Genomic DNA, 25,418 nt, shown 5'->3' with positions numbered 1-25,418 from the left:
AAATCAAAAACAGTCTTTGTTTTTGTAATACATGTGATATCACACAATATTAACATATATTAACAGTGTAAAAGCATAAATGAGATTAAATCAAGGTAACTAATTTTGTAGTAGTTAAAAGGTCTAATTTCGCCCAATTGAACTGTAAAAATATAGTTAAATGAACTTTATAAGTATATTTATTAAAGAGTCAGTAAAATGTAAATAGCTGATAGTTATATGTTTATATACGACTTAAAATTTAGTCTATTTCAGAATAACTTCAAAGTATTTATGGTTATTAAATATTTAATCTTAACTTTTTCGTGTCATGCTTCTCAAAGCAATATTAATTATATGGGCACAATTTATACCTAGCTCTGTGTTATCTGCGATTGTGGTTTAATTATCTTTGCTTTTGTTAAAGCTATATAGAATACTTAAATTTGCTTGGTTTTGCTTTAAAGGCACCAAAGTATGATAAAAAATGAATTAATTAATGTAGAAGAAGTACTCGATTTAATGCTTGATGCCGTTTGTGTGGTAGATAAACAAGGCACATTTGTTTTTGTAAGCGCAGCATTTGAGCAAATTTTTGGTTATACGGCCGACGAAGTTGTAGGCAAAAAGATGATTAACTATGTTTACGAAGGTGATCATTACAAAACGCATAACGCCGTAACTTCGCTATTGTCTGGCGAAACGGTAAACCCTCGCTTTGAAAACCGCTGGATGAGAAAAGATGGTCAAATAGTCCATATATTATGGTCTGTTCGTTGGTCAGAGCAACATCAAGTAAGAATTGCAGTAGCGCACGATATAACTGAGCGAAAAGTAATGGAAGAGCAGCTCCAGTACATGGCTCGGCACGATGTGTTAACTGGTTTGCCTAATCGCTCTTTATTGATGGAGCGATTAGAAAAAGTAATTATTAGTGCAACTACAAACAACACATTTTTTTCTTTACTGTTTATAGACATAAATGGCTTTAAAGCAGTAAACGACACCCACGGACACGAAACTGGCGATAAGCTTTTATGTGCTATAGCAAAAAGGCTTTCAGCGTCGGTTAGGCATTACGACACAGTAGGGCGTTTAGGTGGAGACGAATTTTTAATTATTTTAGATAATTTAAGTTCTAGCCACGAAACCGTCAGAATAAAAAATAAAGTCCTCACTGAGTTTAAAGCTGTCTTTAAGTTAGATGACGTACTACTAAATATTTCCCCCAGTATTGGCATTGCAAACTACCCAGAGCACGGCCAAACAGATCACGAACTTATAAAATATGCTGATCAAGCTATGTACAAAAATAAACAACAAGGCTTAGATAACGTAACCTATTTACCTTAAAAAATTATGCTGAACTACCACCTTAGACAGCTCATCTTCACAACGCCCTTAACTACAATACATTACTTAGCGCCACATTTTTAATAGCGGTTTTCCAGCGCTGCGTTAAAAATCTATAAATGCTCTTACAGCAGTTTGTAGGTAGTTCCTTGATAAATAAACTGCACAAGTTATGTCTGGGTGATAATGAAGGCAATTACCGTATAGGCAGTAATACATTTTTTACTAATGATGCAGGCGAAAGCAAAGTTTCGGTCACTGATTACGCAACAGCAATGGTTGATGTAGCGCAAAATGCAGCACACGTAAATCAGCATATTAGTATTGCCTACTAATATGGTTACTAATCAAAAGCGTTTGATTATTTTGATATAACAATACTGGCTCACAAGGCTAAAATAATTTAATCTGAGCGTATTAATTCTTATTAAATTATTTGCCTTATGAGCCTTCTTTTTTCTCTTGCGTTAGCAAGCCTTCCCGCTTTACCTGAGCCTGTTGCAAATAATGCTGTGGCTAAAGTTATTGTAAAAAACCAGCCCTACTTTTTAAGCTTTATGGGGCTGGGGCGCGATAAACAATACTCGTCAGTGCATAACAAAGTGTGGACGCTTAAAGTTGGCGATTCACAGTGGCAATCTAAAACTGGTGTGCCTTCAAGCTTGCCATTAAAAGGGCGCTTAGCAAGCACCGCAGTCGGCTTAGGCGAGTACGCTTATGTGTTTGGCGGCTATACGGTAGCAGAGGATCATACTGAAGTTTCAAGCCCCGACGTATATAGGTACGACGTAATAAAAGATACCTACACTCATCTTGCGAGCATGCCAGTACCCGTAGACGATAGCGTAGCGCTGAGCTACAAAGCGCGTTACATTTATCTAATTAGCGGTTGGCATAACGACGGCAACGTAAACTTAGTACAAGTATACGACACGCAAAATAATACATGGCAACAAGCCTCGCCATTTTTAGGTGAGCCTGTATTTGGCCAAGCCGCTGCTATTAGTGGTAACACCATTGTTATTTGTGATGGCGTTAAAACACAAGCTAATCCTGATTCGCGTCGCTCGTTTGCAGGTGTAGCACAGTGCTTAAAAGGCACAATAGATTCAACTAACCCACAAAAAATAGATTGGCGTACCTTGCCACATCCAACAGGCACTGCTCACTACCGAATGGCAGCCACCAGCTATAATGGCAATATTTATATGATGGCAGGCTCTAATAACCCATATAACTACAGCGCAATAGGTTACGACGGCAAACCTGCACCAGCAAGTGACCATGTTTGGCGCTTTAGTATCAAAAAAAACGAATGGCAGATTTTATCCCCAGTTGAAGTAAAGAGCATGGATCATCGTGGCTTACTTGAGCACAGTGGGGTTTTATATCGAATTGGCGGCATAGATAATAATCAGCAAGTAAGCGCTAACGTGCTCGGTTACGAGGTTGAAAAGTGAACACTCTTTACATTACAGGAGCGGGAGTCAGCGCAGCCAGTGGTATTCCCACCTTTAGAGGGGAGGATGGTTATTGGACCATTGGCAGTAAAAATTATACGCCTATGGAAATGGCAACGCGCGCAATGTATCAAAACGCCCCAAAAGAGTTTTTAGCATGGTATTACCATCGCTTTGCAACGTATCGCAACCATGGCCCAAACGACGTACACCATTGGCTAAGTGACAAAAACCTAATTACTCAAAACATAGATGGGCTTGATGGCAAAGCGGGTAACAAAAATTACATAGCGATACACGGCAGGCTTGATCAAATGACCTTATTTCATGAGCAAGGTGAGCCAGTCACGCCACTTGCCACCCCGTGGGATAGCGTAGACGAAAACTGCCTGCAAGAGTCTCTTTTTGAGCTATTTAATATTCAAAACCAAACGCCTGAGCTAAACCATTCATTTAAGCCCTTTGTTTTATTATTTGACGAATACTACACCGAGCTTTACAGAATAACACAAGCACAACAGCGTATGTTCAACGCCGATAAAATTGTATTTATGGGCACCTCGTTTAGCGTCAATATTACGCAAATGGCAATTGAAATAGCCCGAAATTACGACATTCCTGTTGAAGTGGTTGACCCTGAACCTGCACATATTTTGCACGCTAACGTCACATATAAAAAAATGAATGCATTAGATTACATTCAATCTAATTAATAAGTGCTATATTTTAAAGGGGTTGGTAATGTTTTCTTAAATATTACAATCTCTTTATATAATATTAACGAGTCAAAAATGTTATTATTATCCTGATTATAACAATACTAAAGAGATCTGAATGAGCGACTTAACTGCAATAGCAAACTTGTCCATTTTACTTGTAGAGCCTTCAGAGGTTCAGCAAAAAATAATAATAAAATCGCTTTTAGAAAGTGGTGTAAAACAAGTTGAAACTGCATCTACACAAACACAAGCGCTTAGCTTATTAGCAAGTTATCACCCTGATCTAGTTATAAGCTCTATGTATTTATCTGACGGGACAGCCGACTCACTATTGCAAGAAATAAGATCAAATCTTATCACCGAGCATCAACCTTTTATGCTTATATCGAGCGAGCGTAATAAAAAATACCTTGAGCAATTACGCCAATCGGGTGTGCTGGCTATTTTGCCAAAGCCTTTTAGCGCAAAAGCCATTACCCGCGCACTCAAAGCAACCCTTGATATTATAAGCGAAGAAGAAGTAGAACTTGATCATTTTGACGTAACGCTGCTGCGAGTTTTAGTGGTAGACGACAGCCGCTTTGCGCGTAAACACATAATACGCGTACTTGCAGGGATGGGAATACCTGCACCAATAGAAGCTGAAAACGGTAAAGAAGCTATTGAGCACTTGAATAACCAACCGTTTGACTTAATAGTAACCGACTACAACATGCCAGAAATGGACGGGCGAGAACTAACAGAAGCCGTTAGAAGCTCAAATAGCTACTCACATATTCCTATTTTAATGGTGAGCTCAGAGGCAAACGACACTCACCTAGCTAATATTGCTCAAGCGGGAGTTGATGCTATTTGTGATAAACCGTTTGAACCGGCCACAGTGCGAGAATTATTGTTTAAAATAATGTCTTAAAAGTTAGTACAAGCGTAGGACGGTTATTATTTGGCCTACGCTCATCTTTAAAATACATTTACTATTACAGTTTTCCTAATCTATAAATGAGTAATGCAGTTTTTTTAATGTTTTTATCAAGGCTGGTTAAATCGGCTGTTTCGTTTTTAGTATGCGCGCCGCTGCCCATCAAACCTAAACCATCAAGTGCCATATCAACATGATTTGCCGCAAACGAAATATCAGCCGCACCTGCATTGCGTGGATTGGCGGCTACTACTTTGTTGAAGCCTAAGTCGTGGCTTGCGTCGCTGTATAATTCTAATAGCTTTTTATTGCCATCAGTTAATGCCATTGGCGGGTAACCGTCTTCAAAAATAAGCTCTGCTCTACTGCCATCTAAGTTTTTAGCCACAATTTGTAGCATAACCCTTTTAGCGCTTTCTACCTGCTTTGGCGAAAGTGCGCGTAAATCACCTGCAACATGCACGGTTTGTGCAATTACATTGCTTTTACCAAACGCCGTTGCTGACGAGTTAGCACTGTCGTAGTCGGCATTGGTACCGCCCACAATAAGCCCTGGGTTAAATGTTAAATTAGGTTGCGTGGCAAGTTGCTCTCTAAAATCATTTAAAATGCGTGATGCTTCGTAAATAGCGCCATAACCAACGCTGTCGCTAAATATTTGCGACGAATGCGCTGCATTTGCCGTTACATTTAGCGTCCAGCCGGTATAACCACGGCGCGCCGCCATAGCTGTTTTTATATTGTTATCGCCATTTTCATAGCCAAGCGCTACGTCAGCCCAAATTGCTGCATCAACAATAGCTTGTTTAGATAAGCTAAGTGGGCGACCGCTGCTTTCTTCATCGCCAGTCAGCAATACTTTTATGCTTACATTTTCGAGTAAATTAAGGGCTTGTAAGCTTTTAAGTGCGGTAATTATTATCGTGTTACCGCCTTTCATATCGGCAACGCCTGGGCCACTGGCTGTATCGGCATCAAGTTGTTTGTAGGTAGTAAAGTTATCGTTTTTGGCAAATACCGTATCTAGATGGCCGATCATCAGTATTTTTATTGCATCGGGGTTTTTACTCTCATGGGTTGCTAATACATGACCTGCGCGGTTAAACGCACTGCCATCCAGCCATTCTACTTTAAAACCTATGGCTTTAAGCTGCTCGCTTGTCAGCGCACCTACTTTTTTTACACCTTCAATATTAAGCGAACCGCTATTAATATTTACGGCTTGCTCTATTTCTTTAAGTGCTTGAGGAATGTTTTTATCGACCTGTTTTACTATTTCACGCTCGTTTTTATCAAGCGCCGCATGGCTTGTAAGCGGTAAGGTACTAGCAAGTGTGAGGATAAGTGCATGGCTAAATTTTAAAAATGACATAACAGCATAATAAGTGAGAAATAAGAGTATTTAATATGAAGTAAAAATACACAGGATTCAATAGAAGGTGATTGTGATTTTTAACAAATTTTATAAGCAATAACGAGTTACAAGTTTAAGAGTTTTGGGGTGTACGCGTTGTTGGTTTAAACACAGATATTTAAAATATAACCTTTTAACTAACAACCAAGCTGTATAAATAAACAACGATTTGTCTGGTATTACTGATCTCCACCATTTTGGGGTTTTGCTGCATTTAGAAAAGGTAAGGCGAAGCTAACTAACTGTTTACAGTTGTTTATTTTATAGCTAGGATAAAGTCATTGTAATATAAGGACATTTGCCGGTTTGTAAAGCGACAAATGTCGTAGACTAAATTGTTATATTTTAAGGATGATTCGTGCGTAAATTTCTAACAATATTAATTTGTTCAACTTTAATCAGCTGTGCGTCGACTCAAGTAGATCAAAATGCAGACCAGACTGTTTATCAACTTGATCAAGTTAATGCTCCTTCTAAATGGATTGTTCATATCTCTCCCATGTACCCTAAAAAAGCGTTGGAAGAAAAAATTGAGGGTTGGGTAAAAATGTCGGCCGTTATAACTGAGAATGGTAAGGTGACGGAGATCAAAGTTTTAGATTCTCAACCCAAAGGTTTATTTGAAAAAGAAGCTAAACGAGCTTTTGGTAAATGGCTTTATAAACCTGCGCTTTTAAACGGTAAAACTGTGAAAGTATACCGAGAAGAAACAGTTGAATTTAAAATATAACAAGCAATTCAACAAGGACTAAAAACAGCGGGCTGTTTCGCTTCGCTTACATTTTAGCCCACTATTTTTAGCCTGTTAATATGGGCGTTAGTTGCCAAAAGGAATTGAGTATATGGAAATATTTCACGCCACAATAGAAGATGCAGAATGTTTACTAGAACTTCAGCGCGTAGCTTATCAATCAGAAGCTGAACTGCATAATGACTTTAATATCCCGCCTTTAACTCAAACGCTTGATGAACTGAAAGCAGACTTTGAGAAGAAAATCATTTTGAAAGTTGTTGATAACGGTAAGTTATTGGCAAGCGGTCAAGCTCGCTTAGAAGCTGGTAGTTGTCATATTGGACGCATGGCGGTATGGCCTGAACTGCATGGCCAGGGTGTTGGCTCTAAGTTGCTTTCTTCACTTGAAACTGTATTTCCAGAAGCTAATCGTGTCGAGCTTTTTACAGGGGAGTTTAGTGCTTCTAATTTAGCGATGTATAAACGCCGTGGTTATTCTGAGTTTAAAACGGCAAAGCTGGGTAAAACGAGAGTTGTATTCTTAGAACGCAATCTAAAAAGCAGCTAACAAGCTTTTATTAATGCCGAATATTTTCCCTTCATTCTATCTAGCCGGTATTTAGAATTAACAACCATCAGGTTTAATACCATTAGCATTAAACCTGACAGCTCAAACTCAACCAATCAACGTTAATTAGTCGGCATTAAATAAATCTCACGTACGCTGTTGCGCTGGTTTGCTTCAATAGCAAACAGTACAGCGTCGGCTACATCTTGTGGGTCGAGTTTATCGGGTTTTGCCTCATCAAAAAACGGGGTGTTTACCATACCTGGTGCTATGGTGGTACAGCGGCCATTCCACTCACTCATTTCCTCAGCTAAGTTTTGTCCAAAGCCATAAGCAAACCATTTAGTTGCACCGTAAATAGAGCCGCCAATTGGCTTACGGCCAGCAGCAGAGCTGGTTAATATAAAGTGACCTTTATTTTGGCGTAAATGCGGCAGTGTTAGTTTTGCAGTCCACAGTAGGGCTTTAATGTTTATGTCGATCATGGTTGACCACTCATCCGGATCGCCTTTTTCGGTGCCCGCGGTTGAAACGCCCATGCCTGCGTTAGCAAAGGCTACATCCAAACGGCCAAACTTTTCAATGCCTTTTGTTACTACGTTTTCAAGTGCGGTAAAGTCTGTGGCATCTGCAGCTACGCTAAGTGCGTTATTTGAGCCTAATGATTCAACTAATTTAGTTAATTTGTCTTCGCTTCTGGCGGTTAAAATGACTTTGTGGCCATTGTTAACCAGCGTTTTTGCGGTTGCTTCGCCAATACCGCTTGAAGCACCTGTAATGAGGACTATTTTTTCTTTCGCCATGATTATTTCTCCTATGTTTACATATTCAAAATTATGAGAATAGTTTTACTAATGAGTGGGTCTTAAATGTATTTCTCTGATGTTATTACGCTGATTTGCCTCAATGGCAAATAGCACAGCATCGGCAACATCTTGCGGGTATAACTTGTCAGGTCTTGCTTCATCAGTAAAAGGGGTATTTACAGCGCCAGGGGTGATGGTTGTACAACGCCCATCCCATTCACTAATTTCTTGTGCTAGGTTTTGAGAAAAACCATAAGTAAACCATTTGCTTGCACCGTATATAGAGCCTTTAACAGCTCTGCGACCAGTTGCTGAGCTAGTAATAATAAAGTGTCCTTTGCTTTGGCGTAAATGCGGCAGTGTTAGTTTTGCAGTCCACAGTAGGGCTTTAATGTTTATGTCGATCATGGTTGACCACTCATTGGGGTCGCCTTCTTCAACCCCTAAAGTGTCTAGCCCTTTACCTGCATTAGCAAAGGCAACATCTAAACGACCAAATTTTTCAATGCCTTTAGCAACTACGTTTTCAAGCGCGGTAAAGTCGGTTGCATCTGCGGCTACGCTAATGGCGTTATCTGAGCCCAATGACTCGACTAATTCAGTTAATTTATCTTCGCGTCTAGCGGTAAGTATTACTTTATGACCATTGTTAACCAGCATTTTTGCGGTTGCTTCGCCAATACCACTTGAAGCGCCGGTTATGAGTACAATTTTCTCTTTTCCCATAGATAACCTCTTTTGTGAACCTTGAAAGCTTAAAATAACCATACCAATAAACGATTAACCTATATTGAATAGGCGCTATAAATTAGCCGTAAATAGGTGGGCTCTACGTATCAAAAACCATAGTTTTAACGGTATTTTTAAAGTTGAAATAAGTGATTAAAAAAGATAGGTTTAAATTTTTTATTCTATATACTCGCGCCACTTCTTTTGAAGTCGGTTTTATTAGATTTAACCATTATTTTGCTGAGTGTCAGCAATATTTATCGGAACAAACATGAAAGATAAACTTTTAGCGTTTTGGCAAAGCCATTCAGAAACAATCATCACTTTAGGGTACAAAGTGATTTTAGCGTTGGTGATTTTAGTTGCGAGTGCCTTAATTGCACGCTCGGTTAAAAAAGCGATTAAAAACTCTAAATCGCCATTAAAAAGAGTAGATAGTACGCTACTCCCGCTTTTATCGAGTATTGCTGGTTATTTAGTTTATATAATTGGCGGGCTATTTATTTTAGATATTTTTGGCGTTAATACGGCAAGCTTAATTGCGCTAATGGGCGCTGCGGGTTTAGCGATTGGTTTAGCCCTTAAAAATACGCTGAGCAATATTGCTGCGGGTATTATGCTGCTAATACTCAGACCTTTTAAAATAGGCGACTTTGTTGATGCCAGTGGCACACTTGGTACTGTGAACGAAATAAACCTGTTTACCACTATTTTTAAAACCACTGACGGTCTTTATATAGCATCGCCTAACGGCAAAGTATGGGGTGGCAATATTAAAAACTTTACCCGTAACGGCAAAAGACGAATGGACATAGTGGTGGGTATTTCGTATGCCGACTCTATTGACGTTGGCTTAAATGTACTCAAAGAATTAGCCGCATCAGAGAGCCGATTACTCGCAGAGCCTGCACCTAAAGTAATGGTGACATCAATAGGCGAAAGCGCAGTGAACATTCAATTACGTGCGTGGGCTGTTAATGGTGATTATTGGCAAACTGTGTGGGATTTAAATAAACGTGTTAAAGAAGCTATTGAAGGTGCTGGGCTGAGTATTCCGTTTCCGCAGCGTACGCTGCATATATCTGAGTCTATGGCGTCGGCAGTAACTGTTAACAAAGATGCTTAAATATGTATTAACATAAACATAAGCACAAATAAAAATAGCGAGCCTTGGCTCGCTATTTTTGTATTAGACTTTGTGTATGCTGAGGTATTAACCTTCTAGTTGAAAGTTGTACACTGAGCCTAAATTAAGTAGCTGCGTTAGCTCATCAAGTGCTTGGTAGCTTTCGGTGAGTAGAGCTGAGTCTGCAAAGTCACTTGCGCCTAATTTGTCGCGGTAGTTACGTTTTGCCCAGTCACACAGTTGTGTGTATTTAGTATCAGTTAAAATAACCTCAGGGTTTACTGCAGCAAGTTCTTGCTCGTTAAGGGCTACACGTAAACGCAAGCAAGCTGGGCCGCCGCCATTTTGCATACTTTGGCGTAAATCAAAAAACTGCACTTGGTTTACTGGGTTATCAGCCATAATCATTTCTTCAATGTAGGCGTTAACCGCGCTGTTGCGTTTACACTCTTGTGGTGCCACTAACAGCATTGAACCATCTTCAAGGCTCACTAACTGGCTATTAAATAAGTAACTACTTACAGCATCGGTAATACTTACTTTATCGGTAGGTACTTCAATAATGTAAAATTCTTTACTGCCCACATACGCTTCGCGAATATCTTGCAGTGCCAGAGCTTGGTTTAAAAATGCTTGCTGGTGGCACAGTAATACGTTGGCGTTACCTACTGCAATTACATCGTTATGAAACACGCCTTGATCTATTACGTCTGGATTTTGCTGTAGTAAAATTTGGCTTGAATCTTTTAAGTTATGTAAACGGCAAATTGCTTCTGAGGCTTCGAGTGTTTGCCTTGCAGGAAATTTAGCTGGTTTTGGTAATTGGCTGTTAAACGCGCTGGCACCAAATACAAACATTTCAAGGCCTTGCTCGCCGTGGCTGTCACAAAAACGAGTATGGTTTGCTGCACCTTCGTCGCCAAAAAAGCCTTGGTCTGGTAAATGGGTATGGTGCGCAAAGTATTTGTCGTTATTAAACATCGCTTTTAATAAGCGCGTAGTGGTTGCAGGCTCTAATGAACGATGAAACTTATTATTTAAATTAGCTGAAGTAAAATGTACTTTGCCGTCGGTTGTATCAGGAGATGGCGATACCGTAGCGGCATTGGCTGTCCACATTGCAGACGCTGAATAACACGCGCGTAATAAAATAGGATCTGCTTTAAATGCTTTATGAATTACTTGTGCATCGTTACCGGTAAAGCCTAAGCGGCGCAGTACGTTTAAGTCGGGGCGCGCATGAGGGGCAAATACACCTTGAGTTAGGCCTTTGTCGTGCATGGCTTTCATTTTTTCAAGGCCTTGAAGCACAGCCTCTTGAGGATTTGAAAAGCTTGCTGCGTTATTTAACGAGGCAACATTACCATACGATAAACCAGCGTAGTTGTGAGTAGGGCCAACTAAGCCATCAAAATTAACTTCCAAAGCGTGCATACACGTTCCAACTAAAAATTTTCAATAGGATGCAACAATACAACGCAATAGGGTTGCTTGCAAAGTTATAAACGCAGTGTTTTTACTAATTTTTTCGACGTTTTTAAATGTGGAGTTTATTACAAGGGGGTTGTTTTAATATTGAACGATTAATTTGAAGTTTAATTAAAATGTACACATAAATTTCATAGTGTGCAAAAGCTTAGCTTAAAGTAGATTTATACATTTAAGCTTTATGCCAAGCCTTTACACAATACGATGTTACTTAACATAGACGCGCTCTTTGTCAGCGGTGGTATGGGTATTTGTTGGATCATTAACTTGCCAAACGCTAATGTCTAAACGCCATAAAAGGTAAAGGGTATGGTATAAGTTGAACATGGTTTTTCCTTGGTATTTTCACTGAACACATCAGTTTATAGGAAGAAGTATGCCAACATTAACTTGAATATTTTATGAATAGAAATCAGGTATTTAGTATTTAAGTGTAAATACGTACTAAAGGATTAGCACCAAAGAGGTGAAGTATTTTTAAAATATGCACCAGTGTGGTGTGTTTTTAACAAAAAGCCCTGCAATTATTGGGTCACTTAAATGTGCAAGGCTTTTTAAAAAATACAGTCACTCAAAAAGCAAATTAGCGGCCTACTTTTCCTTTTACTAAAGGCTCGAACGACATTACTTTAAACTTACCGTGGCTTTGATTTTTGCCATTATTAAGTACAGGCGAATTATGTAAATCGTCAACGGTAAAGTATATTTTATGATCGGCTCCGTAACTAAAGCCATCAGGCCAGCTCAAACGTTCGTCTTTAAATAATACTTCGTAGTCGCCAGTGGGTTTAACTACGCCAATTGCGCCATTGGTTATGTCGGTTACATATATGTTACCGCCGCCATCAACAATAATACCGTCTGAAATTGGCTTAGTGCCGTAACGCGTAACTTTGTCTTCAAGTGCTTTACCCGAAAGGCTCTCGTTATTTATATCGCTGGTGGCAATGCGGTAAACCGACGTGCCCGACATTGAGCCAAAGTAAAGCCAGTCTTCGTTAGGGTCAAGCGTAATAGGGTTAACACCTAAACGGGCAGGTTGGCCGCCAAGGCTCATTGTGCGCCCATCAATAACCATATCGATATTTTCGGCGGTGGTGTAATGGCTATCTTGTAATACTCTGCGTGCGACACCTGTTTTAAGGTTTACGGTAATAATAGCGGCTTGGCTGCCTTGTGCTGTGTCGGCAATGTATACAACGCCATGTTTATTATCGATGACTAAATCGTTTAAAAACGAGGTGTCGGTAATGGTCGGTTTAGCCAGATAAATAATTTTATGCAGTTGCTCTTTATTTGTATCCCAACCTACTAAGCGCCCTGCATGATCGGGCCCTGAGGTGTCGAGCATCCATAATACACCATCGCTTGATACGTTTATGCCAAGTACGTCGTAAAAACCTTTACCGTTATTGTACGCGTATGCCCACTCTTCATTAGGATAGGGCTTAGTTGTACCATCGCTTAAAAGCTCCATAATTTTTTGCTTTTGGCCAAAAAAGCCATGCACAGATAAAAACTTTCTGCCCGATGGGGTAATAGCAATGTTGCCCGGAGGGTGCTGCGCATCAAATGTGGCTACTGTTTTTAAATCAGCATTTTGGCCAGCGGTGTTAGCAGATACAGCGTTGCTACCTAAAAGTGCCGTGCTACACGCCGCTGCTAATAGTAGTTTTTTAATATGAGTCATTTTTAAAACCTTTTAAAACACGTTTATTGTTTAAAAATTAAGAGCCTAATCGGCTAAGTCGTTTACTACTAAATCGAGCAGCTGCATTAACTGCTTCGCTTGTGTTGCATCTACACTATCAAATTTACATAAAATATTTTTAGGAATATCGGCTGCTTTTAACTTAAGTGATTGACCATGCTGGGTTAGCTGAACTAGGCGTTTGCGTTTGTCCTGCTCATCTTTAATAACAGCCAGTAATGATTTGTCGCTCATTTTTTTGAGTATTTGAGTCATTGCACCACCATCTATCGCGGTTTTATCTACTAGCTCTGCAATTGTTATTTCGTCTTGCTCCCACAGCGCCATCATTACTACGTATTGCGGGTAAGTTAAATTTAGTTCGCTTAAAGGCTCGCGATACGCACGCGCAATGCTGTTAGATGCCATGTATAACCGATGACATAACTGATTCTTTAACTTTAATTGCTCAAACTGCATAACGTTATCCTTTATTTCGATACATGGTATTTTAATTTGCATGCAAAGTATTTGCAATCTCTAATTACTTGTTCTATTATTTTGCACACAAACTAAATTGATTACTAAACTTTGGAGTTCATTATGAATGTATTACAAAACGTAGCTTACACTGCAAAAGCAACTGCAACTGGCGGCCGTGAAGGCGTAGCTAAATCTGATGATGGTCGTTTAGATGTAAATTTATCAACACCTAAAGGTTTAGGCGGAGACGACGGACAAGGCACTAACCCAGAGCAATTATTTGCCGCAGGTTATGCAGCATGTTTTATTGGTGCACTTAAATTTGTAGCAGGTAGTGAAAAAATAGATTTACCAAGCGACACACATATTAATTCACAAGTGTCTATTGGTGCTATTGAAGGCGGTTTTGGTATTGCAGTAAAACTTGTTGTGTCACTAGGTGATATGGATAAAACAGCAGCGCAAACGCTTGTAGATAAAGCACACCAAGTATGCCCATATTCAAACGCAACACGTGGCAATATTGAAGTAGAGCTTTCAGTTATTTAATAACTAAATAAAGAAAAGTTATAAAAGCACACAACGAGAATTAGTCGTTGTGTGCTTTTTTGCGTTTAAGGCATAAAAATTAAATATACGATAAATCGTATATTCACTATTCCATATATTGTTATTTTGTTTTATTGTGTATGCATAAGCACAGTGAGGACAGTATGGAACAATTCAACCCACTTCAATTTTATAAATGCCTAGCGGACGATACGCGTTTAAAAGCAATGTTGCTTATTAGCGACCAAGAAGAGCTATGTGTATGCGAACTGGTTGCTGCACTTGAGCTAAGCCAACCTAAAGTGTCTCGCCATTTAGCACAGTTAAGACAATGCAGATTATTGAGCGACCGTAAACAAAATCAATGGGTTTATTACAGTATTAATAAAGCCCTGCCAGAGTGGGCTAAAAATGTATTAACGCAAACGCTTACTGCTAACCCTTCATTTTATGAAAATGATTTAACGCGCTTAAACGCTATGGGTAATCGCCCTGAACGTATTACTAGCTGCTGTAACTAACTAATAAATTAACTTATTAAAGGTATTTAATTATGACTATTAAAGTAGGTATTAACGGTTTTGGCCGTATGGGGCGTTTAACTCTGCGTGCAGCAGTTGATTGGCCAGAAATAGAGTTTATTAAAGTAAATGATGTAGCGGGCGATGCTAAAACCCACGCACATTTAATTGAGTTTGACTCAGTACATGGGCGCTTAGCACGACTGGTTTCTAGTGATGATAATAGCTTTAGCGTGGGTAAGCACACGATTGCAGTTACCAACAACAAAACCATAAACGAAACTGATTGGTCAGATTGCGATGTGGTAATAGAGGCCAGCGGTAAAATGAAAACCACAGAGCTGTTAAATCAATATTTAGCACAAGGTGTTAAGCGTGTTGTGGTAACCGCACCTGTAAAAGAAGACGGTATTTTAAATGTAGTAATGGGTGTAAACGATGATCTTTATAATCCAAGTGAGCATAAAATTGTTACAGCCGCCTCGTGTACTACTAACTGTTTAGCGCCAATAGTAAAGGTTTTGCAAGAAAAAGTAGGCATTAATCACGGCTCAATGACTACTATTCACGACATTACTAATACTCAAACGATTATTGATGCCCCTCATAAAGATTTACGCCGTGCGCGTTCGTGCGGTACAAGTTTAATACCTACTACAACCGGTAGTGCAACGGCTATTACGCATATTTTCCCTGAGCTAAAAGGTAAATTAAACGGCCACGCCGTGCGTGTACCTCTTACTAACGCATCAATTACCGATTGTGTTTTTGAGCTCGAGCGAGGTGTTACACAAGACGAAGTAAACACGTGGTTTAAAGACGCTGCAAATAACGAGTTACAAGGTATTTTAGGCTACGAAGAAAGACCGCTTGTATCTATAGATTACAAAACAGATCCGCGCAGCTGCACTATTGATGCGCTTTCAACCATGGTAATTAACAACACTCAACTTAAACTATACGCTTGGTACGATAACGAATGGGGTTATGCAAACCGTACTGCTGAGCTAATGCTTAAAGTTGCACAAAGTGATTTGGTTTAATCTCGTTTAAAAAGGTTTAACGCTATGTTTGCGCAGTTGGCTAACTTACCGAGCTCTATAAAACAATATTTAATAATTACTGGTAACTATTGGGCATTTACTTTAACTGATGGTGCGCTACGCATGTTGGTGGTGCTGTATTTTCATCAGTTGGGTTATGGTGCATTTGCGATAGCCATGTTGTTTTTGTTTTATGAAATATTTGGGGTGATCACCAATTTAGTAGGTGGTTGGCTTGGCGCGCATTTAGGGTTGAACAAAACCATGAATGTAGGGCTTGGGCTACAACTTGTCGCTTTAGCCATGCTTTGCGTGCCAGGGGATTGGCTAACCGTTGCCTATGTTATGGCAGCGCAAGCACTGAGTGGGATAGCAAAAGACTTAAATAAAATGAGTGCAAAGAGCGCCATTAAGTATTTAGTACCACAAGACGATGCAGGGCAAAGCCAATTATATAAATGGATTGCCATACTTACGGGCTCTAAAAATGCTTTAAAAGGGGTGGGCTTTTTTTTAGGCGGCTTATTACTAACTGTATTTGGTTTTGTAGGTGCACTAATAAGCCTAATTGCATTACTTAGTGTTGCGTGGGTTATTAGTTTAATTTTTTTAAAAGGCGATATTGGTAAAGCTAAAAACAAACCTAAGTTTAAAGAATTATTTTCTAAATCTCGTGCAATCAACTTACTTAGTGCTGCGCGTTTATGTTTGTTTGCGGCGCGCGATGTATGGTTTGTGGTTGCATTGCCGGTTTACTTAGCCGCTCAGTTCAACTGGGATCACTGGTGGGTAAGCGGCTTTATGGCTTTGTGGGTTATTGCTTATGGGCTGGTGCAATCGCAAGCACCGCGAATAACTGGGCAAAGCGATTCAAATTCACACTCAGTCAAAAAAGCATACTGGTGGGTTGCTTTATTAAGTGGTGTAACTGGCATTTTGGCGTTGTTGATGCAATTGGATATAGCGGTACATTTTACGCTTGTAATTGGCTTACTTATTTTTGGTGGTGTATTTGCCGTAAATTCATCACTGCACAGTTACTTAATAGTAAGTTTTGCTAAAAATGACGGGGTGTCGCTCGACGTTGGTTTTTACTATATGGCTAATGCGATGGGGCGTTTGCTTGGTACGGTGCTTTCTGGTTGGGTTTTTCAAGTATATGGGCTTAGTGCGTGTTTATGGGTAAGTGTGTGTTTATTAGTTTTAGCCGCAATTACAACAGCACGGTTAGCTAAACTTTAAAAAACCCAACGTATTGTATTAAATTCAATTTGTTTAACGATATTCATAGCTTCGTTGGTTAGATCTACTAAACTGTATCAGTAGTTTTAATTTAAAGGGTGTAATGAATGCGAGAAATATCGTTAGCAAAAAAGTTACTCTGGCTTAGTGTCGGTAGTATATTTATAACTGTACTAGTGTTATCAGGCGTTTTGTGGTGGCAGTTATCATCAAGTAATAAGCAGTTAGCGACTAAATCTGAAGAGTACATTACTGTAGAAGTAGAAGAAAAGCTTAATGCTCATGCAGCTGGATACGGAGAAAAAATTGCAGGCTTTATTAATGAAGCTTACCGCATTCCTTATTCATTAGCGGCTTTATTAGGTGACGCAGCCAAAAGCGAAACCCTGAGCCGCGATACAGTAGTAAGTATTAACCGCTCGATGTTAGAGCAAAATACTCTGCTTTCTTCTATATATTCGCAATTTGAGCCTAATGCTTTTGATGGGCAAGATTCGAGCTTTAAACAAGGTTACAAACATTCGGTTAATGGTAATGGCACCTTAGAGGTGTATATTACTCGCGACCAAAACGGCGTAATTGAACAGCAAAAAGTAGCTAATGCTGCCGATAAATATATTACCTCTTTAAATGAATTTGGTATTCGTGAAGCGCATTGGTATTTGTGTGCAAAAGACACGCTTAAGCCTTGTATTATGGAACCGTATTTATACGAAATCCCATCGGGCGACTCAGTAATGCTAACTTCGTTAACTGTGCCTATTTTAAAGTCAGGTCAGTTTATTGGTTTAGCTGGCGTTGATTTAACGCTCCCAACTTTTCAGGGCTTAACCGAAAAGCTGTCGAGCGAGCTTTACAACGGCCAAGCAAAAGTAACACTTTTAAGTGATATAGGTTTAATTGTAGGCAGCAGTCACTATAAATCTAAATTAGGCCGCCCATTTAAAGAAGCGGTTAGTAGCAACACTTACAGTGAGCTGGTTAAATTTAAAGGCCAACATGGTCTCTTTAAAACGCCTAGCGAGTATTTAGTTAACTACCCAATTAATATAAAACTAGCTAACACTCAGTGGTCATTAATCATAGAAGTACCTACAGAACTAGCACTTGCAGGGCCTGAAGCGCTAGAAAAAAACATGCAAGAGACAGCAACATCACTCAGATTTATTATTTTAATAACAGGCTTAGTAATTGCTGTGGTTGCTTTTGTTATTATGAAATTAGTAATAGCAGGTGTAATAGCGCCGCTACAACAAATTCAACAGCGGGTTGATAACCTCGCAAGTTCTGAAGGTGATTTAACACATACATTGCATGTTGATAGTCACGCAGAGCTTATTGCATTAGCTGGTGGGTTTAATCGATTTTTAGCAAAGCTACGTGATTTAATTTCTGAGCTTAAAACGGTGTCTGATCAAACCAAGCAGCAAGGCGAAATAGCACAACACATAGCTATTGATACAAAGCATAATGTGCAATCTCAATTTCAAGAAATTGAAAGTGTGGTAACGGCTATGAACGAAATGAGCGCAACAGCACTTGAAGTCGCCAGAGCATCAGAGCAATCAGCCCAACAAGCCGATGAAATAAATAGCTTGGTAGTAAGCAGTGAGTCGAGCTTGTCATCAGCGATGACGCAAGTTAAAACGATGTCTGAAGAAATTAAAGAAGCTAACCAAGCCGTTGAAAAAGTTGCTTCGCGTAGTAAAGACATTACGCAAATATTAGATGTAATTCGTACTATTTCAGAACAAACAAATTTACTTGCACTTAACGCTGCTATTGAAGCTGCGCGCGCTGGTGAACATGGACGCGGCTTTGCCGTTGTTGCCGATGAAGTACGTGCACTTGCTTCTAAAACGCGTTCATCAACAGACGACATAAGCCAGCTAATTGATAGTTTATTATCTGAAGTAGGTAACGCATCTACCGTTATTGAAAAAGGCGTAGTACGTGCACAAAATGCCGTTGATGAAACATCAGTAGCTTTTGATGCTCTGCACAGTGTTGTTGTTAAAGTTGATGAAATAACCAATCAAATTACACATATTGCAACTGCTGCTGAAGAGCAAAGTTTAGTAACTGAAGAAATAAACCGTAATTTAACGCTTATATCTGATGCCGCATCGCAACTTGCTGACTTATCTACACAAGCAGGGGATAGCAGCGAAGCGCTTAATGCACTCGTTGCCCAGCAAGATAATGAACTTAATAAGCTTAAAACGTAACTTACAAATTAAGTTTTAAGCACAAAAAAAATGGCCAGTTAATACTGGCCATTTTTATTTAGTAGAATAAATGTAACTTGTTGGGAATGCTCGATAACTGCTATTTATAACTTTTTAATCAACATAAACATTTGGTTGATCATTGGCTCAGCAAATTGCTCTACATTAGGACGATTAAAATAACCGCGTAAACCTGTAAATTGCACTTGAAAAAAGCGCGCATATTCAACAGCGGTCAACGTGTTACTTAACTCACCTTTGTTTATTGCTTGGTTAAATAATTGCGTTAAATAAGCTTCAAATTGAGCCGTTAAATCTAAGCTTAGCTCATACAGGTTTGAATCTTTTTCTGCAAACTCGCTGTTTGCTTTAACTAGCATACAAATAGCGCTTGGACTGCAATCTTTTGTTTTAATTACCACGTTTTCAACAAACGCACGTAATCCACCAAGTACTGTATCGGCACTTGATAAAAACCCTTCTATTTGGGTTTTCATTTGTACGGTGTAATCTTTCAGCGATTCGCAGTATAGGCCTTCTTTAGAGCCAAACGCAGAGTAAATACTACCTGGGCGCATATTAACGGCTTCTTGTAAGTCACGCGTTGAGGTTGCATGAAAACCTTTTTGCCAAAATAGCTGACTAGCAACGCGAACTACATTCTCGCGTTCAAATTTAACCTTATTAGCCATATCATTCTCAATCAATTTGAACATTTGCTCAATTTTAACTTGAACAGTCGCTCAAAATCAAATACTATGTGTCTCGAAGTTACTTAAAACTATTAATTATTAGGAGCTAACCATGGCCGAATTTACTTTATACACTCAAGAAAACGCACCAGAAGAAGCAAAACCGTTACTAGCTGATTCAGTAGCAGCATTTGGTATGCTTCCTAACTTACATGCAGTAATGGCTGAAGCACCAACATTACTTAAAGGTTACCAAGTACTGCATGAGTTGTTTCAAAAAACATCATTCAACGCAGAAGAGCTAACAGTAGTATGGCAATCAATTAACGTAGAGCACGACTGTCATTACTGTGTACCTGCTCACAGTGGTATTGCAGCGGCAATGAAGGTTGATCAAGGTATTGTTGACGCACTTGTTAACAAAACACCACTTGAAAACTCTAAGCTAGAAACTCTTCGTGAAACTACACTCGCAATGACACGTGAACGTGGCGTGATCAGCGATGAGCAAATCGAAAAATTCTTTGCCGCAGGTTACGCTAAGCAACAGCTACTTGAAATTATTGTAGGCTTGTCTCAAAAAGTAATGAGCAACTACACTAATCACCTTGCTGATACACCAGTAGACGCTGCATTTAAAAAATACGTAAAATAAATACGGTTTTATAAATGACAAAAGGCAGCCTAGGCTGCCTTTTTTGTACTTTTAAATCACAGCTATTTAAACTTAACCGTTTTTGTACTGCGTGTATAAATACGTTGTTCGGGCTTTGTCCACTCACCCTTTTTTAAATAAGAGGTCGATACAATAAATTTATCGTCTTTTAGTTCACTCATCGATTTAACCTTTGTAATACCATCTTGGCTACCAGTTACATCTTCATAAGCTACAAATTGAGTGGGGCTGAGGACTTTCATAGTCCCTTTTGTATAAAACCCTGCTGTTGTGAAATAGTAAAATACCAAAGACTCTTTTTTACTGTCGTAAAAAATCATCGACTCGCCGCCATACTCACCTTCATTAATAGAGTGCTTGGTATGTATCGCTTTACCGTTTAAAGCACGCTCCCAACGGCCAACATCTTGTATTTTTTTAGCACCTTCAGGTACTTTAAAGTCAGCCTGCCAAGTTCCTAAATAGGGCTTAAATACGGCAAGTTCTTTATCAAGGTTGGTGGATGTATCGGATGCATAGCTACTAAATGTTAATAAGCATAAGACTAAGAATATCGCTTTAAAATATGTCATAATTTGGCTCTTGTTTTTGTAATACCAATGCCAAGTATAGGCGATAATTAATTGATAAAGAAAATATTAATCACATTCTCATTACTTTATTTAGCCGCCATTTGGCAGGCTTACCTACTGCAATACTTACCTGTTTATATACCAATATATGTACCTGGTTATATAAGTGTATTAAGTGCTATCACTTTTTTAATGTACGCGTGGGATAAGCGACAAGCTAAGCGTTCTTCACATCAAAAAGTAAACCGCACGCCAGAGCGCACACTGCAACTACTCGCATTATTTGGAGGGTGGCCGGGGGCATTACTTGCTCAACAATTACTTCGCCATAAATCACAAAAGCGGCGTTTTATAGTGGTGTTGTGGTTATGTATTTTAATCAATGCGGGATGCAGTATTATCGCTATTTATTTTCCAGATTTATTGTTAGGTTAAAGTATAAATAGGAAAAGGACTTTTTATGACTAATACAAGATCGGCTGGCGTGACCTTAACGCTTATTTTATTTTTATTAATACCATTGCAAGGATGTGCAGACATGTTTGGGTTTTTTAATAAACAAAACGTTACGTTGTCGTTGCCTGTAAAAGGCAGATTATTAAATAATGGTGAGCCCCAACAGGGCGTTAAAGTAACAAGAGAGCTGATTTACGGTGATACTTATATTGATGAAGCCATAAGTGATAACAATGGTTACTTTTATTTCGATAATAAAACAATACGTAGTTCAAAGCCTTCAAACATGTTTTTTAATAGCTCTTTGCTACAGAGTATTTATATTGGAAACAAAAAAGATGAAGATTCAATCTTGTGGTATACCACAATACCGTTCACCGAAGAGCAAGCACTGCTGTCTGATATATTAAATAACTTTGAATGCGAACTTAGTGAAGAGGCTACAACGTACGATATACCGATAAAAAATACGGGTCAATTTTATACAGTTTATACGCGTTGTAATACCAATTCGCTTAATTAAGTGGTTTATTTCGAGGGCGGAGAAACGTGTTGATAGCTAGGCAAAAAATTCGCTATTTAGTTGTTCTAAATGAGAATTTTTTAACGCAGGTAGCGACACGTTTAGCCCCGCAAAATGATTAAGTATTATTGCGGATTGGTATAAGTTATAGAAATTAGTGAGAAGTCTGATAAAGCCACTAATGTTCACTTATTAGTGGCTTTAATATGATGATTAACGTTTTAACTGTGCTTCTTTTTGGTTTAGTAAACGAATTATAGGGTTTTGCTCTAATATTTTACTTTTCAAAATATAACCAATAATTAGTCCAGCTATAAAGCCACCAATATGTGCACCATAATCAATGCCATCAGGGCCTGTTACTGCACCAAAAATGTTAAATCCTAACCAAATAGCAAAAAACCATACCGCAGAAAGTTTCTTCTGATAAATTACAAACATAAAAGTGAGGCTTGCGTGCCTAAACCACATCAGATACATGCCAAATAAACCGGCTATCGCACCACTGGCACCCACGCCTGGAATATTCGACATAGGGTTTACAATGTAGCTAGCAAATGATGCGAGTAGACCACAGGCCAAGTACCACAACAAAAAGCGCTTGTGTCCTAAAACATCTTCTAAGTTATCGCCAACGATATATAAAAAGTACATATTGCCAACTAGATGCATTATGGAACCATGTAAAAATACGCAAGTTAATACAGTCCATAGCTCATTACCTTTACTTAAATCTGCAGGTGTCATGGCAAAGTTATCAATGACGTAGCTAAATGAGCTCGGGTTTAAAAAGTAAAGTGCAAAAATCAGTGTGTTTAAGACAATAAGACCACGAGTTACCCAGGGGGTCTTTTGTGGCTTAATATTATATTCAACAGGCATTTGCGTTAAAAATTGGAACAAGTAAGTTTTCCAACTTACTTTTTGATTTAGCTCGCCTAAACTCGCTTTTATTTCAGGGCTATTTTCAACACTTTCAAGCTCATCTTTATCAATCCATGTGCCATCGCAGTGTCTACAAACATCTATTTCGGTATGAAAAGCTTCAAGTAAGTGAAAACGTTCCAAGCTTTTTTTACAATCAGGGCAGTCAAGCTCAGAAATTCCTAATGCTTCACCAAAGTGAGTTTCAAATTTATCACCTTCAGGGCCTTCATTTATTTCGGAAATCATCCGATTTACTTCATTTTTTTCGAACCATAAGCCACCACATTCACGGCAAATATCTATTTCTTCGCCTTGATAATTGGTTACTTCTAATGGATGGTCTTTACAATGTGGGCAGCTCTTAGTTGGCATTTTCTAGCTCCTTTAACGAACCAACAGAAATGTCATTCTGCTGTAATTCCATTTTTAATTGTTTAGCGCTATTTTTTAGTGCGGGTAGCGTTTGAGTTTTAATTGAGTCTGTTATTTTTGCTAATTCGATAGAAGCCTGCTTAGCTGACATTTTTCTTTCTATTGCGGCATTAATGATAAAATCAGCTCGAGAATAAAACCGACGTATTTTAGTCAAAAATTCACTTGGTGTTTCAAGCGTAGTAGGCGAAAACTGCATGGTTTTCCATATGTACTGCTCAAGTGTGGGTTTAAAAAATTCCATTTCTGATTTTGGCGGGCTCTTCGCTAAGCGTTCTGCATACTTAGCTACCGTATTTGCGTTATCATTAACTTCGTCATAGAGCGATATACGCAAATAGTAGTTATCTTCCATTTTGCTAAATGAATCGAACTTAAGCGCTTGTTCTAAACCGCTTTGAGCAGCCAAATAAACACCAAATACGGTAGAAATAACCATAAAAAATTGATTTAACCAAAAACCAGTACTTTTGAGCTCTTTATGATCGACCGTTTTAAGGGCTTGAGTGAGTTTCTGAGTAACTACAGGTGGTTTTGTATTGTTGTCAGGGGTGGGATTAGTTGGTTCCAACAGTTTGTTCCTTGAATATTGCTTCCTTTTTAAGCGCACAAGAATACTTAAAAATTAACCAGTTAGCAATGCTACTATCCGTATTGAATATACTTTTTTACGTTTCGACCTGCATGTACATGCAGACGTAAACTTTACTCATTTCCTAAGGAGAGTGGGTAATGAATCTTTAGTAATCATACTTTAAGTGCACAACTACTAAAATCCCCATATCAAAACCGTTAAAGGTTTCAATTGATTACTTTGTGATTAAAAATAAAACAAGCAGCCATGGCTCTTCCTCATTTAACAGTTAAAGCAAATAAGAATTCTGTGCTAGAAAAGCTATGTTTTGCTCATGAGGTAAGTATATTGGTATATATAAAATTGATAATACTAAGTTATGGCTAATTAGTTTTTATTTTAAATATATAACAAAGGTCATTCTTGAAAAATACTTTCAACCTTTGAATTTAAAAATACTGCACCGTTTTGTGTTTTGCCTAAATGGTCGTCTTTATTATAAATAGGGCAGCTTTTCAGTGATAAACAGCCACATCCTATGCAGCTGTCTACCTTGTCTCGCATACGATGCATATACACTATCCGCTCGTCCAGCTGTGCTTGCCATTGCTTTGAAAGGGCTGCCCAGTCTTTTTGCGTGGGTGTGCGCTGATCAGGTAATGTGGCCAGTGTTTGTTTAATTTCATCAAGGGTTATTCCCATTGCTTGTGCGGCTTTTATTACCGCTATGCGGCGCAGTACATCTTTTTTATAGCGGCGTTGATTGCCGCCATTTCGCCAGCTACGTATTAGTCCTTTTGTTTCGTAAAAATGTAGGGTTGATACTTTTACGCCGCTACGCTTTGCTACATAACCCACGGTTAAGTTGGCCTCAGTTAGTTTTTTTTGATCTATTGGCATTATTTTTAATTTCCGATTGACCTCAATATAACTTGAGGTTTTAAGCTTCTTGCAACATTAAAAAAGGAGCTAACTAAATGCAACAAAAACTTGAGCGTAGCACTGTTATTATTTATTCAAGCGCACGCAGAAATGGTAATACACAGGCGCACGTTAATGGATTTGCAGAGCAAAATAATGTGCGTGTAATATGCTTAGATGATTATAAAATTGCGCCGTACTGCTATAACAAAAACTATAAAAATGATGATTTTTACGCTGTGTTTGAAGCACTTTTAAAATATGAACATTGGGTGTTCGCGTCGCCTGTTTATTGGTACAGCACCACGGTACAAATGAAATTATTTATCGATAGAATAACCGATTATATGGACGATGAAGTATTAAAACCTAAGCTTCGTAATTTACGCAGTAAGCATTTTTCAGTGCTTTCTAATGCGTCATCAAGTGAAGCCCCCGCCTGTTTTGTAGAGCAGTTTAAAAATACGTTTAGTTATTTAGGTATGCAGTTTATTAACCACAGCCATAAAAGTACCCAAAAGGTTGCTTAAATTGCAGCCTTTTTTGGTTGTCTCTGGTAGTTTAGTAATAATCTTAAAAAACACAGGATTGTTTT

28 protein-coding genes are annotated in these 25,418 nt (G+C 38.7%); 17 read left to right on the top strand and 11 right to left on the bottom strand.

The features are described 5' to 3' along the window. The first annotated feature begins 456 nt into the window (after positions 1–456). The 5 genes from H5088_RS16930 to H5088_RS16910 all read left to right on the top strand — a co-directional run bounded on the left by H5088_RS16930 (position 457) and on the right by H5088_RS16910 (position 4,424). Entirely contained in the window at positions 457–1,332 is an 876-nt protein-coding gene (locus H5088_RS16930) for a sensor domain-containing diguanylate cyclase (RefSeq protein WP_024603384.1), read from the top strand. 149 nt (positions 1,333–1,481) lie between these two features. Further along, positions 1,482–1,667, top strand: a complete 186-nt coding sequence (locus H5088_RS16925; RefSeq protein ID WP_024594980.1) for an epimerase — start codon at positions 1,482–1,484, stop codon at positions 1,665–1,667. A 108-nt stretch (positions 1,668–1,775) separates the two neighbouring features. Next, complete coding sequence (locus H5088_RS16920) at positions 1,776–2,792, top strand: kelch repeat-containing protein (protein ID WP_154902982.1); 1,017 nt, start codon at positions 1,776–1,778, stop codon at positions 2,790–2,792. Continuing rightward, the gene (locus H5088_RS16915; RefSeq protein WP_182696521.1) at positions 2,789–3,505 is read left to right on the top strand and encodes a Sir2 family NAD-dependent protein deacetylase; all 717 of its coding nucleotides are present in this window, start codon (positions 2,789–2,791) and stop codon (positions 3,503–3,505) included. Before H5088_RS16920 ends, H5088_RS16915 begins: the two co-directional genes overlap by 4 nt. A gap of 121 nt (positions 3,506–3,626) precedes the next feature. Further along, positions 3,627–4,424, top strand: a complete 798-nt coding sequence (locus H5088_RS16910) for a response regulator (protein WP_024597448.1) — start codon at positions 3,627–3,629, stop codon at positions 4,422–4,424. 64 nt (positions 4,425–4,488) lie between these two features. Here H5088_RS16910 and H5088_RS16905 read toward each other — a convergent pair whose 3' ends face one another. Continuing rightward, positions 4,489–5,802 carry a M20/M25/M40 family metallo-hydrolase gene (locus H5088_RS16905; protein WP_182692671.1) on the bottom strand — a complete coding sequence of 438 codons (1,314 nt, stop codon included), beginning with the start codon at positions 5,800–5,802 and terminating at the stop codon, positions 4,489–4,491. A gap of 400 nt (positions 5,803–6,202) precedes the next feature. On the opposite strand from H5088_RS16905, the gene H5088_RS20465 reads away from it, so the two are divergent. Together H5088_RS20465 and H5088_RS16895 are read left to right on the top strand one after the other, a co-directional pair. Continuing rightward, on the top strand, positions 6,203–6,574 hold the full coding sequence (locus H5088_RS20465) for an energy transducer TonB (RefSeq protein WP_182725422.1): 372 nt from the start codon (positions 6,203–6,205) through the stop codon (positions 6,572–6,574). Between the two features lie 112 nt (positions 6,575–6,686). Continuing rightward, a complete protein-coding gene (locus H5088_RS16895; RefSeq protein ID WP_182692573.1) occupies positions 6,687–7,145 on the top strand; it encodes a GNAT family N-acetyltransferase in 459 nt (152 codons plus the stop codon). A 122-nt stretch (positions 7,146–7,267) separates the two neighbouring features. Here H5088_RS16895 and H5088_RS16890 read toward each other — a convergent pair whose 3' ends face one another. Together H5088_RS16890 and H5088_RS16885 are read right to left on the bottom strand one after the other, a co-directional pair. Further along, positions 7,268–7,948: an SDR family oxidoreductase gene (locus tag H5088_RS16890; RefSeq protein ID WP_024597443.1), complete on the bottom strand. Its 681-nt coding sequence runs from the start codon at positions 7,946–7,948 to the stop codon at positions 7,268–7,270. A gap of 48 nt (positions 7,949–7,996) precedes the next feature. After that, the gene (locus tag H5088_RS16885; protein ID WP_182753858.1) at positions 7,997–8,677 is read right to left on the bottom strand and encodes an SDR family oxidoreductase; all 681 of its coding nucleotides are present in this window, start codon (positions 8,675–8,677) and stop codon (positions 7,997–7,999) included. Positions 8,678–8,951: 274 nt separating this feature from the next. Here H5088_RS16885 and H5088_RS16880 point away from each other — a divergent pair, with 274 nt between their 5' ends. Then, complete coding sequence (locus H5088_RS16880) at positions 8,952–9,806, top strand: mechanosensitive ion channel family protein (RefSeq protein WP_182753856.1); 855 nt, start codon at positions 8,952–8,954, stop codon at positions 9,804–9,806. A gap of 87 nt (positions 9,807–9,893) precedes the next feature. Here the strand turns inward: H5088_RS16880 and astB are convergent, their stop codons facing one another. The 3 genes from astB to H5088_RS16865 all read right to left on the bottom strand — a co-directional run bounded on the left by astB (position 9,894) and on the right by H5088_RS16865 (position 13,464). Beyond that, complete coding sequence (astB, locus tag H5088_RS16875; protein WP_182753853.1) at positions 9,894–11,240, bottom strand: N-succinylarginine dihydrolase; 1,347 nt, start codon at positions 11,238–11,240, stop codon at positions 9,894–9,896. Between the two features lie 637 nt (positions 11,241–11,877). After that, complete coding sequence (locus tag H5088_RS16870) at positions 11,878–12,984, bottom strand: L-dopachrome tautomerase-related protein (RefSeq protein WP_182753851.1); 1,107 nt, start codon at positions 12,982–12,984, stop codon at positions 11,878–11,880. Positions 12,985–13,029: 45 nt separating this feature from the next. Further along, entirely contained in the window at positions 13,030–13,464 is a 435-nt protein-coding gene (locus tag H5088_RS16865) for a MarR family winged helix-turn-helix transcriptional regulator (protein WP_182753849.1), read from the bottom strand. A gap of 123 nt (positions 13,465–13,587) precedes the next feature. Between H5088_RS16865 and H5088_RS16860 the strand changes: the two genes are divergently transcribed. The 5 genes from H5088_RS16860 to H5088_RS16840 all read left to right on the top strand — a co-directional run bounded on the left by H5088_RS16860 (position 13,588) and on the right by H5088_RS16840 (position 19,050). Next, the gene (locus H5088_RS16860) at positions 13,588–14,016 is read left to right on the top strand and encodes an organic hydroperoxide resistance protein (protein WP_182753847.1); all 429 of its coding nucleotides are present in this window, start codon (positions 13,588–13,590) and stop codon (positions 14,014–14,016) included. Positions 14,017–14,180: 164 nt separating this feature from the next. Then, positions 14,181–14,537, top strand: a complete 357-nt coding sequence (locus tag H5088_RS16855) for a metalloregulator ArsR/SmtB family transcription factor (RefSeq protein WP_182753845.1) — start codon at positions 14,181–14,183, stop codon at positions 14,535–14,537. Positions 14,538–14,569: 32 nt separating this feature from the next. After that, entirely contained in the window at positions 14,570–15,580 is a 1,011-nt protein-coding gene (locus H5088_RS16850; protein ID WP_182753843.1) for an ArsJ-associated glyceraldehyde-3-phosphate dehydrogenase, read from the top strand. Between the two features lie 24 nt (positions 15,581–15,604). After that, positions 15,605–16,822, top strand: coding sequence for an organoarsenical effux MFS transporter ArsJ (arsJ, locus tag H5088_RS16845; protein WP_182753841.1), 1,218 nt, complete (start codon positions 15,605–15,607; stop codon positions 16,820–16,822). A gap of 107 nt (positions 16,823–16,929) precedes the next feature. Further along, entirely contained in the window at positions 16,930–19,050 is a 2,121-nt protein-coding gene (locus H5088_RS16840) for a methyl-accepting chemotaxis protein (protein WP_182197178.1), read from the top strand. Positions 19,051–19,154: 104 nt separating this feature from the next. Here the strand turns inward: H5088_RS16840 and H5088_RS16835 are convergent, their stop codons facing one another. Further along, positions 19,155–19,742, bottom strand: a complete 588-nt coding sequence (locus tag H5088_RS16835) for a TetR/AcrR family transcriptional regulator (RefSeq protein ID WP_004334521.1) — start codon at positions 19,740–19,742, stop codon at positions 19,155–19,157. Between the two features lie 112 nt (positions 19,743–19,854). Between H5088_RS16835 and H5088_RS16830 the strand changes: the two genes are divergently transcribed. Next, positions 19,855–20,397, top strand: a complete 543-nt coding sequence (locus tag H5088_RS16830; protein WP_182753839.1) for a carboxymuconolactone decarboxylase family protein — start codon at positions 19,855–19,857, stop codon at positions 20,395–20,397. 62 nt (positions 20,398–20,459) lie between these two features. Here the strand turns inward: H5088_RS16830 and H5088_RS16825 are convergent, their stop codons facing one another. Then, a complete protein-coding gene (locus H5088_RS16825) occupies positions 20,460–20,990 on the bottom strand; it encodes a hypothetical protein (RefSeq protein WP_024595405.1) in 531 nt (176 codons plus the stop codon). 51 nt (positions 20,991–21,041) lie between these two features. Here H5088_RS16825 and H5088_RS16820 point away from each other — a divergent pair, with 51 nt between their 5' ends. Together H5088_RS16820 and H5088_RS16815 are read left to right on the top strand one after the other, a co-directional pair. Next, entirely contained in the window at positions 21,042–21,425 is a 384-nt protein-coding gene (locus H5088_RS16820; protein ID WP_182753837.1) for a DUF1294 domain-containing protein, read from the top strand. 25 nt (positions 21,426–21,450) lie between these two features. After that, a complete protein-coding gene (locus H5088_RS16815; protein ID WP_259398133.1) occupies positions 21,451–21,969 on the top strand; it encodes a transthyretin-like family protein in 519 nt (172 codons plus the stop codon). A 213-nt stretch (positions 21,970–22,182) separates the two neighbouring features. On the opposite strand, the gene H5088_RS16810 is transcribed toward H5088_RS16815, so the two are convergent. The 3 genes from H5088_RS16810 to soxR all read right to left on the bottom strand — a co-directional run bounded on the left by H5088_RS16810 (position 22,183) and on the right by soxR (position 24,802). Next, complete coding sequence (locus H5088_RS16810; RefSeq protein ID WP_039486587.1) at positions 22,183–23,268, bottom strand: rhomboid family intramembrane serine protease; 1,086 nt, start codon at positions 23,266–23,268, stop codon at positions 22,183–22,185. Continuing rightward, positions 23,258–23,899 carry a hypothetical protein gene (locus tag H5088_RS16805; RefSeq protein WP_182753835.1) on the bottom strand — a complete coding sequence of 214 codons (642 nt, stop codon included), beginning with the start codon at positions 23,897–23,899 and terminating at the stop codon, positions 23,258–23,260. The genes H5088_RS16810 and H5088_RS16805 overlap by 11 nt, the downstream gene beginning before the upstream one ends. A gap of 420 nt (positions 23,900–24,319) precedes the next feature. Beyond that, complete coding sequence (gene soxR / locus H5088_RS16800; RefSeq protein ID WP_182753833.1) at positions 24,320–24,802, bottom strand: redox-sensitive transcriptional activator SoxR; 483 nt, start codon at positions 24,800–24,802, stop codon at positions 24,320–24,322. A gap of 77 nt (positions 24,803–24,879) precedes the next feature. Between soxR and H5088_RS16795 the strand changes: the two genes are divergently transcribed. Further along, on the top strand, positions 24,880–25,353 hold the full coding sequence (locus tag H5088_RS16795) for a flavodoxin family protein (RefSeq protein ID WP_182753831.1): 474 nt from the start codon (positions 24,880–24,882) through the stop codon (positions 25,351–25,353). Positions 25,354–25,418: the final 65 nt, after the last annotated feature.

Origin of the sequence: Pseudoalteromonas sp. SR43-3 (assembly GCF_014163875.1) — a bacterium.
Classification (GTDB): Bacteria; Pseudomonadota; Gammaproteobacteria; order Enterobacterales; family Alteromonadaceae; genus Pseudoalteromonas; species Pseudoalteromonas distincta.
This window is presented reverse-complemented; position numbering and strand designations above follow the sequence as displayed.

Excerpts from the sequence above, each read along its gene's own strand:
- H5088_RS16930 (WP_024603384.1), top strand. The coding sequence starts at position 457 with ATGATAAAAAATGAATTAATTAATGTAGAAGAAGTACTCGATTTAATG.
- H5088_RS16920 (WP_154902982.1), top strand. The coding sequence starts at position 1,776 with ATGAGCCTTCTTTTTTCTCTTGCGTTAGCAAGCCTTCCCGCTTTACCT.
- H5088_RS16910 (WP_024597448.1), top strand. The coding sequence starts at position 3,627 with ATGAGCGACTTAACTGCAATAGCAAACTTGTCCATTTTACTTGTAGAG.
- H5088_RS16905 (WP_182692671.1), bottom strand. The coding sequence starts at position 5,802 with ATGTCATTTTTAAAATTTAGCCATGCACTTATCCTCACACTTGCTAGT.
- H5088_RS16895 (WP_182692573.1), top strand. The coding sequence starts at position 6,687 with ATGGAAATATTTCACGCCACAATAGAAGATGCAGAATGTTTACTAGAA.
- H5088_RS16890 (WP_024597443.1), bottom strand. The coding sequence starts at position 7,948 with ATGGCGAAAGAAAAAATAGTCCTCATTACAGGTGCTTCAAGCGGTATT.
- H5088_RS16885 (WP_182753858.1), bottom strand. The coding sequence starts at position 8,677 with ATGGGAAAAGAGAAAATTGTACTCATAACCGGCGCTTCAAGTGGTATT.
- H5088_RS16880 (WP_182753856.1), top strand. The coding sequence starts at position 8,952 with ATGAAAGATAAACTTTTAGCGTTTTGGCAAAGCCATTCAGAAACAATC.
- astB (WP_182753853.1), bottom strand. The coding sequence starts at position 11,240 with ATGCACGCTTTGGAAGTTAATTTTGATGGCTTAGTTGGCCCTACTCAC.
- H5088_RS16870 (WP_182753851.1), bottom strand. The coding sequence starts at position 12,984 with ATGACTCATATTAAAAAACTACTATTAGCAGCGGCGTGTAGCACGGCA.
- H5088_RS16865 (WP_182753849.1), bottom strand. The coding sequence starts at position 13,464 with ATGCAGTTTGAGCAATTAAAGTTAAAGAATCAGTTATGTCATCGGTTA.
- H5088_RS16860 (WP_182753847.1), top strand. The coding sequence starts at position 13,588 with ATGAATGTATTACAAAACGTAGCTTACACTGCAAAAGCAACTGCAACT.
- H5088_RS16855 (WP_182753845.1), top strand. The coding sequence starts at position 14,181 with ATGGAACAATTCAACCCACTTCAATTTTATAAATGCCTAGCGGACGAT.
- H5088_RS16850 (WP_182753843.1), top strand. The coding sequence starts at position 14,570 with ATGACTATTAAAGTAGGTATTAACGGTTTTGGCCGTATGGGGCGTTTA.
- arsJ (WP_182753841.1), top strand. The coding sequence starts at position 15,605 with ATGTTTGCGCAGTTGGCTAACTTACCGAGCTCTATAAAACAATATTTA.
- H5088_RS16840 (WP_182197178.1), top strand. The coding sequence starts at position 16,930 with ATGCGAGAAATATCGTTAGCAAAAAAGTTACTCTGGCTTAGTGTCGGT.
- H5088_RS16835 (WP_004334521.1), bottom strand. The coding sequence starts at position 19,742 with ATGGCTAATAAGGTTAAATTTGAACGCGAGAATGTAGTTCGCGTTGCT.
- H5088_RS16830 (WP_182753839.1), top strand. The coding sequence starts at position 19,855 with ATGGCCGAATTTACTTTATACACTCAAGAAAACGCACCAGAAGAAGCA.
- H5088_RS16825 (WP_024595405.1), bottom strand. The coding sequence starts at position 20,990 with ATGACATATTTTAAAGCGATATTCTTAGTCTTATGCTTATTAACATTT.
- H5088_RS16815 (WP_259398133.1), top strand. The coding sequence starts at position 21,451 with ATGACTAATACAAGATCGGCTGGCGTGACCTTAACGCTTATTTTATTT.
- H5088_RS16810 (WP_039486587.1), bottom strand. The coding sequence starts at position 23,268 with ATGCCAACTAAGAGCTGCCCACATTGTAAAGACCATCCATTAGAAGTA.
- soxR (WP_182753833.1), bottom strand. The coding sequence starts at position 24,802 with ATGCCAATAGATCAAAAAAAACTAACTGAGGCCAACTTAACCGTGGGT.
- H5088_RS16795 (WP_182753831.1), top strand. The coding sequence starts at position 24,880 with ATGCAACAAAAACTTGAGCGTAGCACTGTTATTATTTATTCAAGCGCA.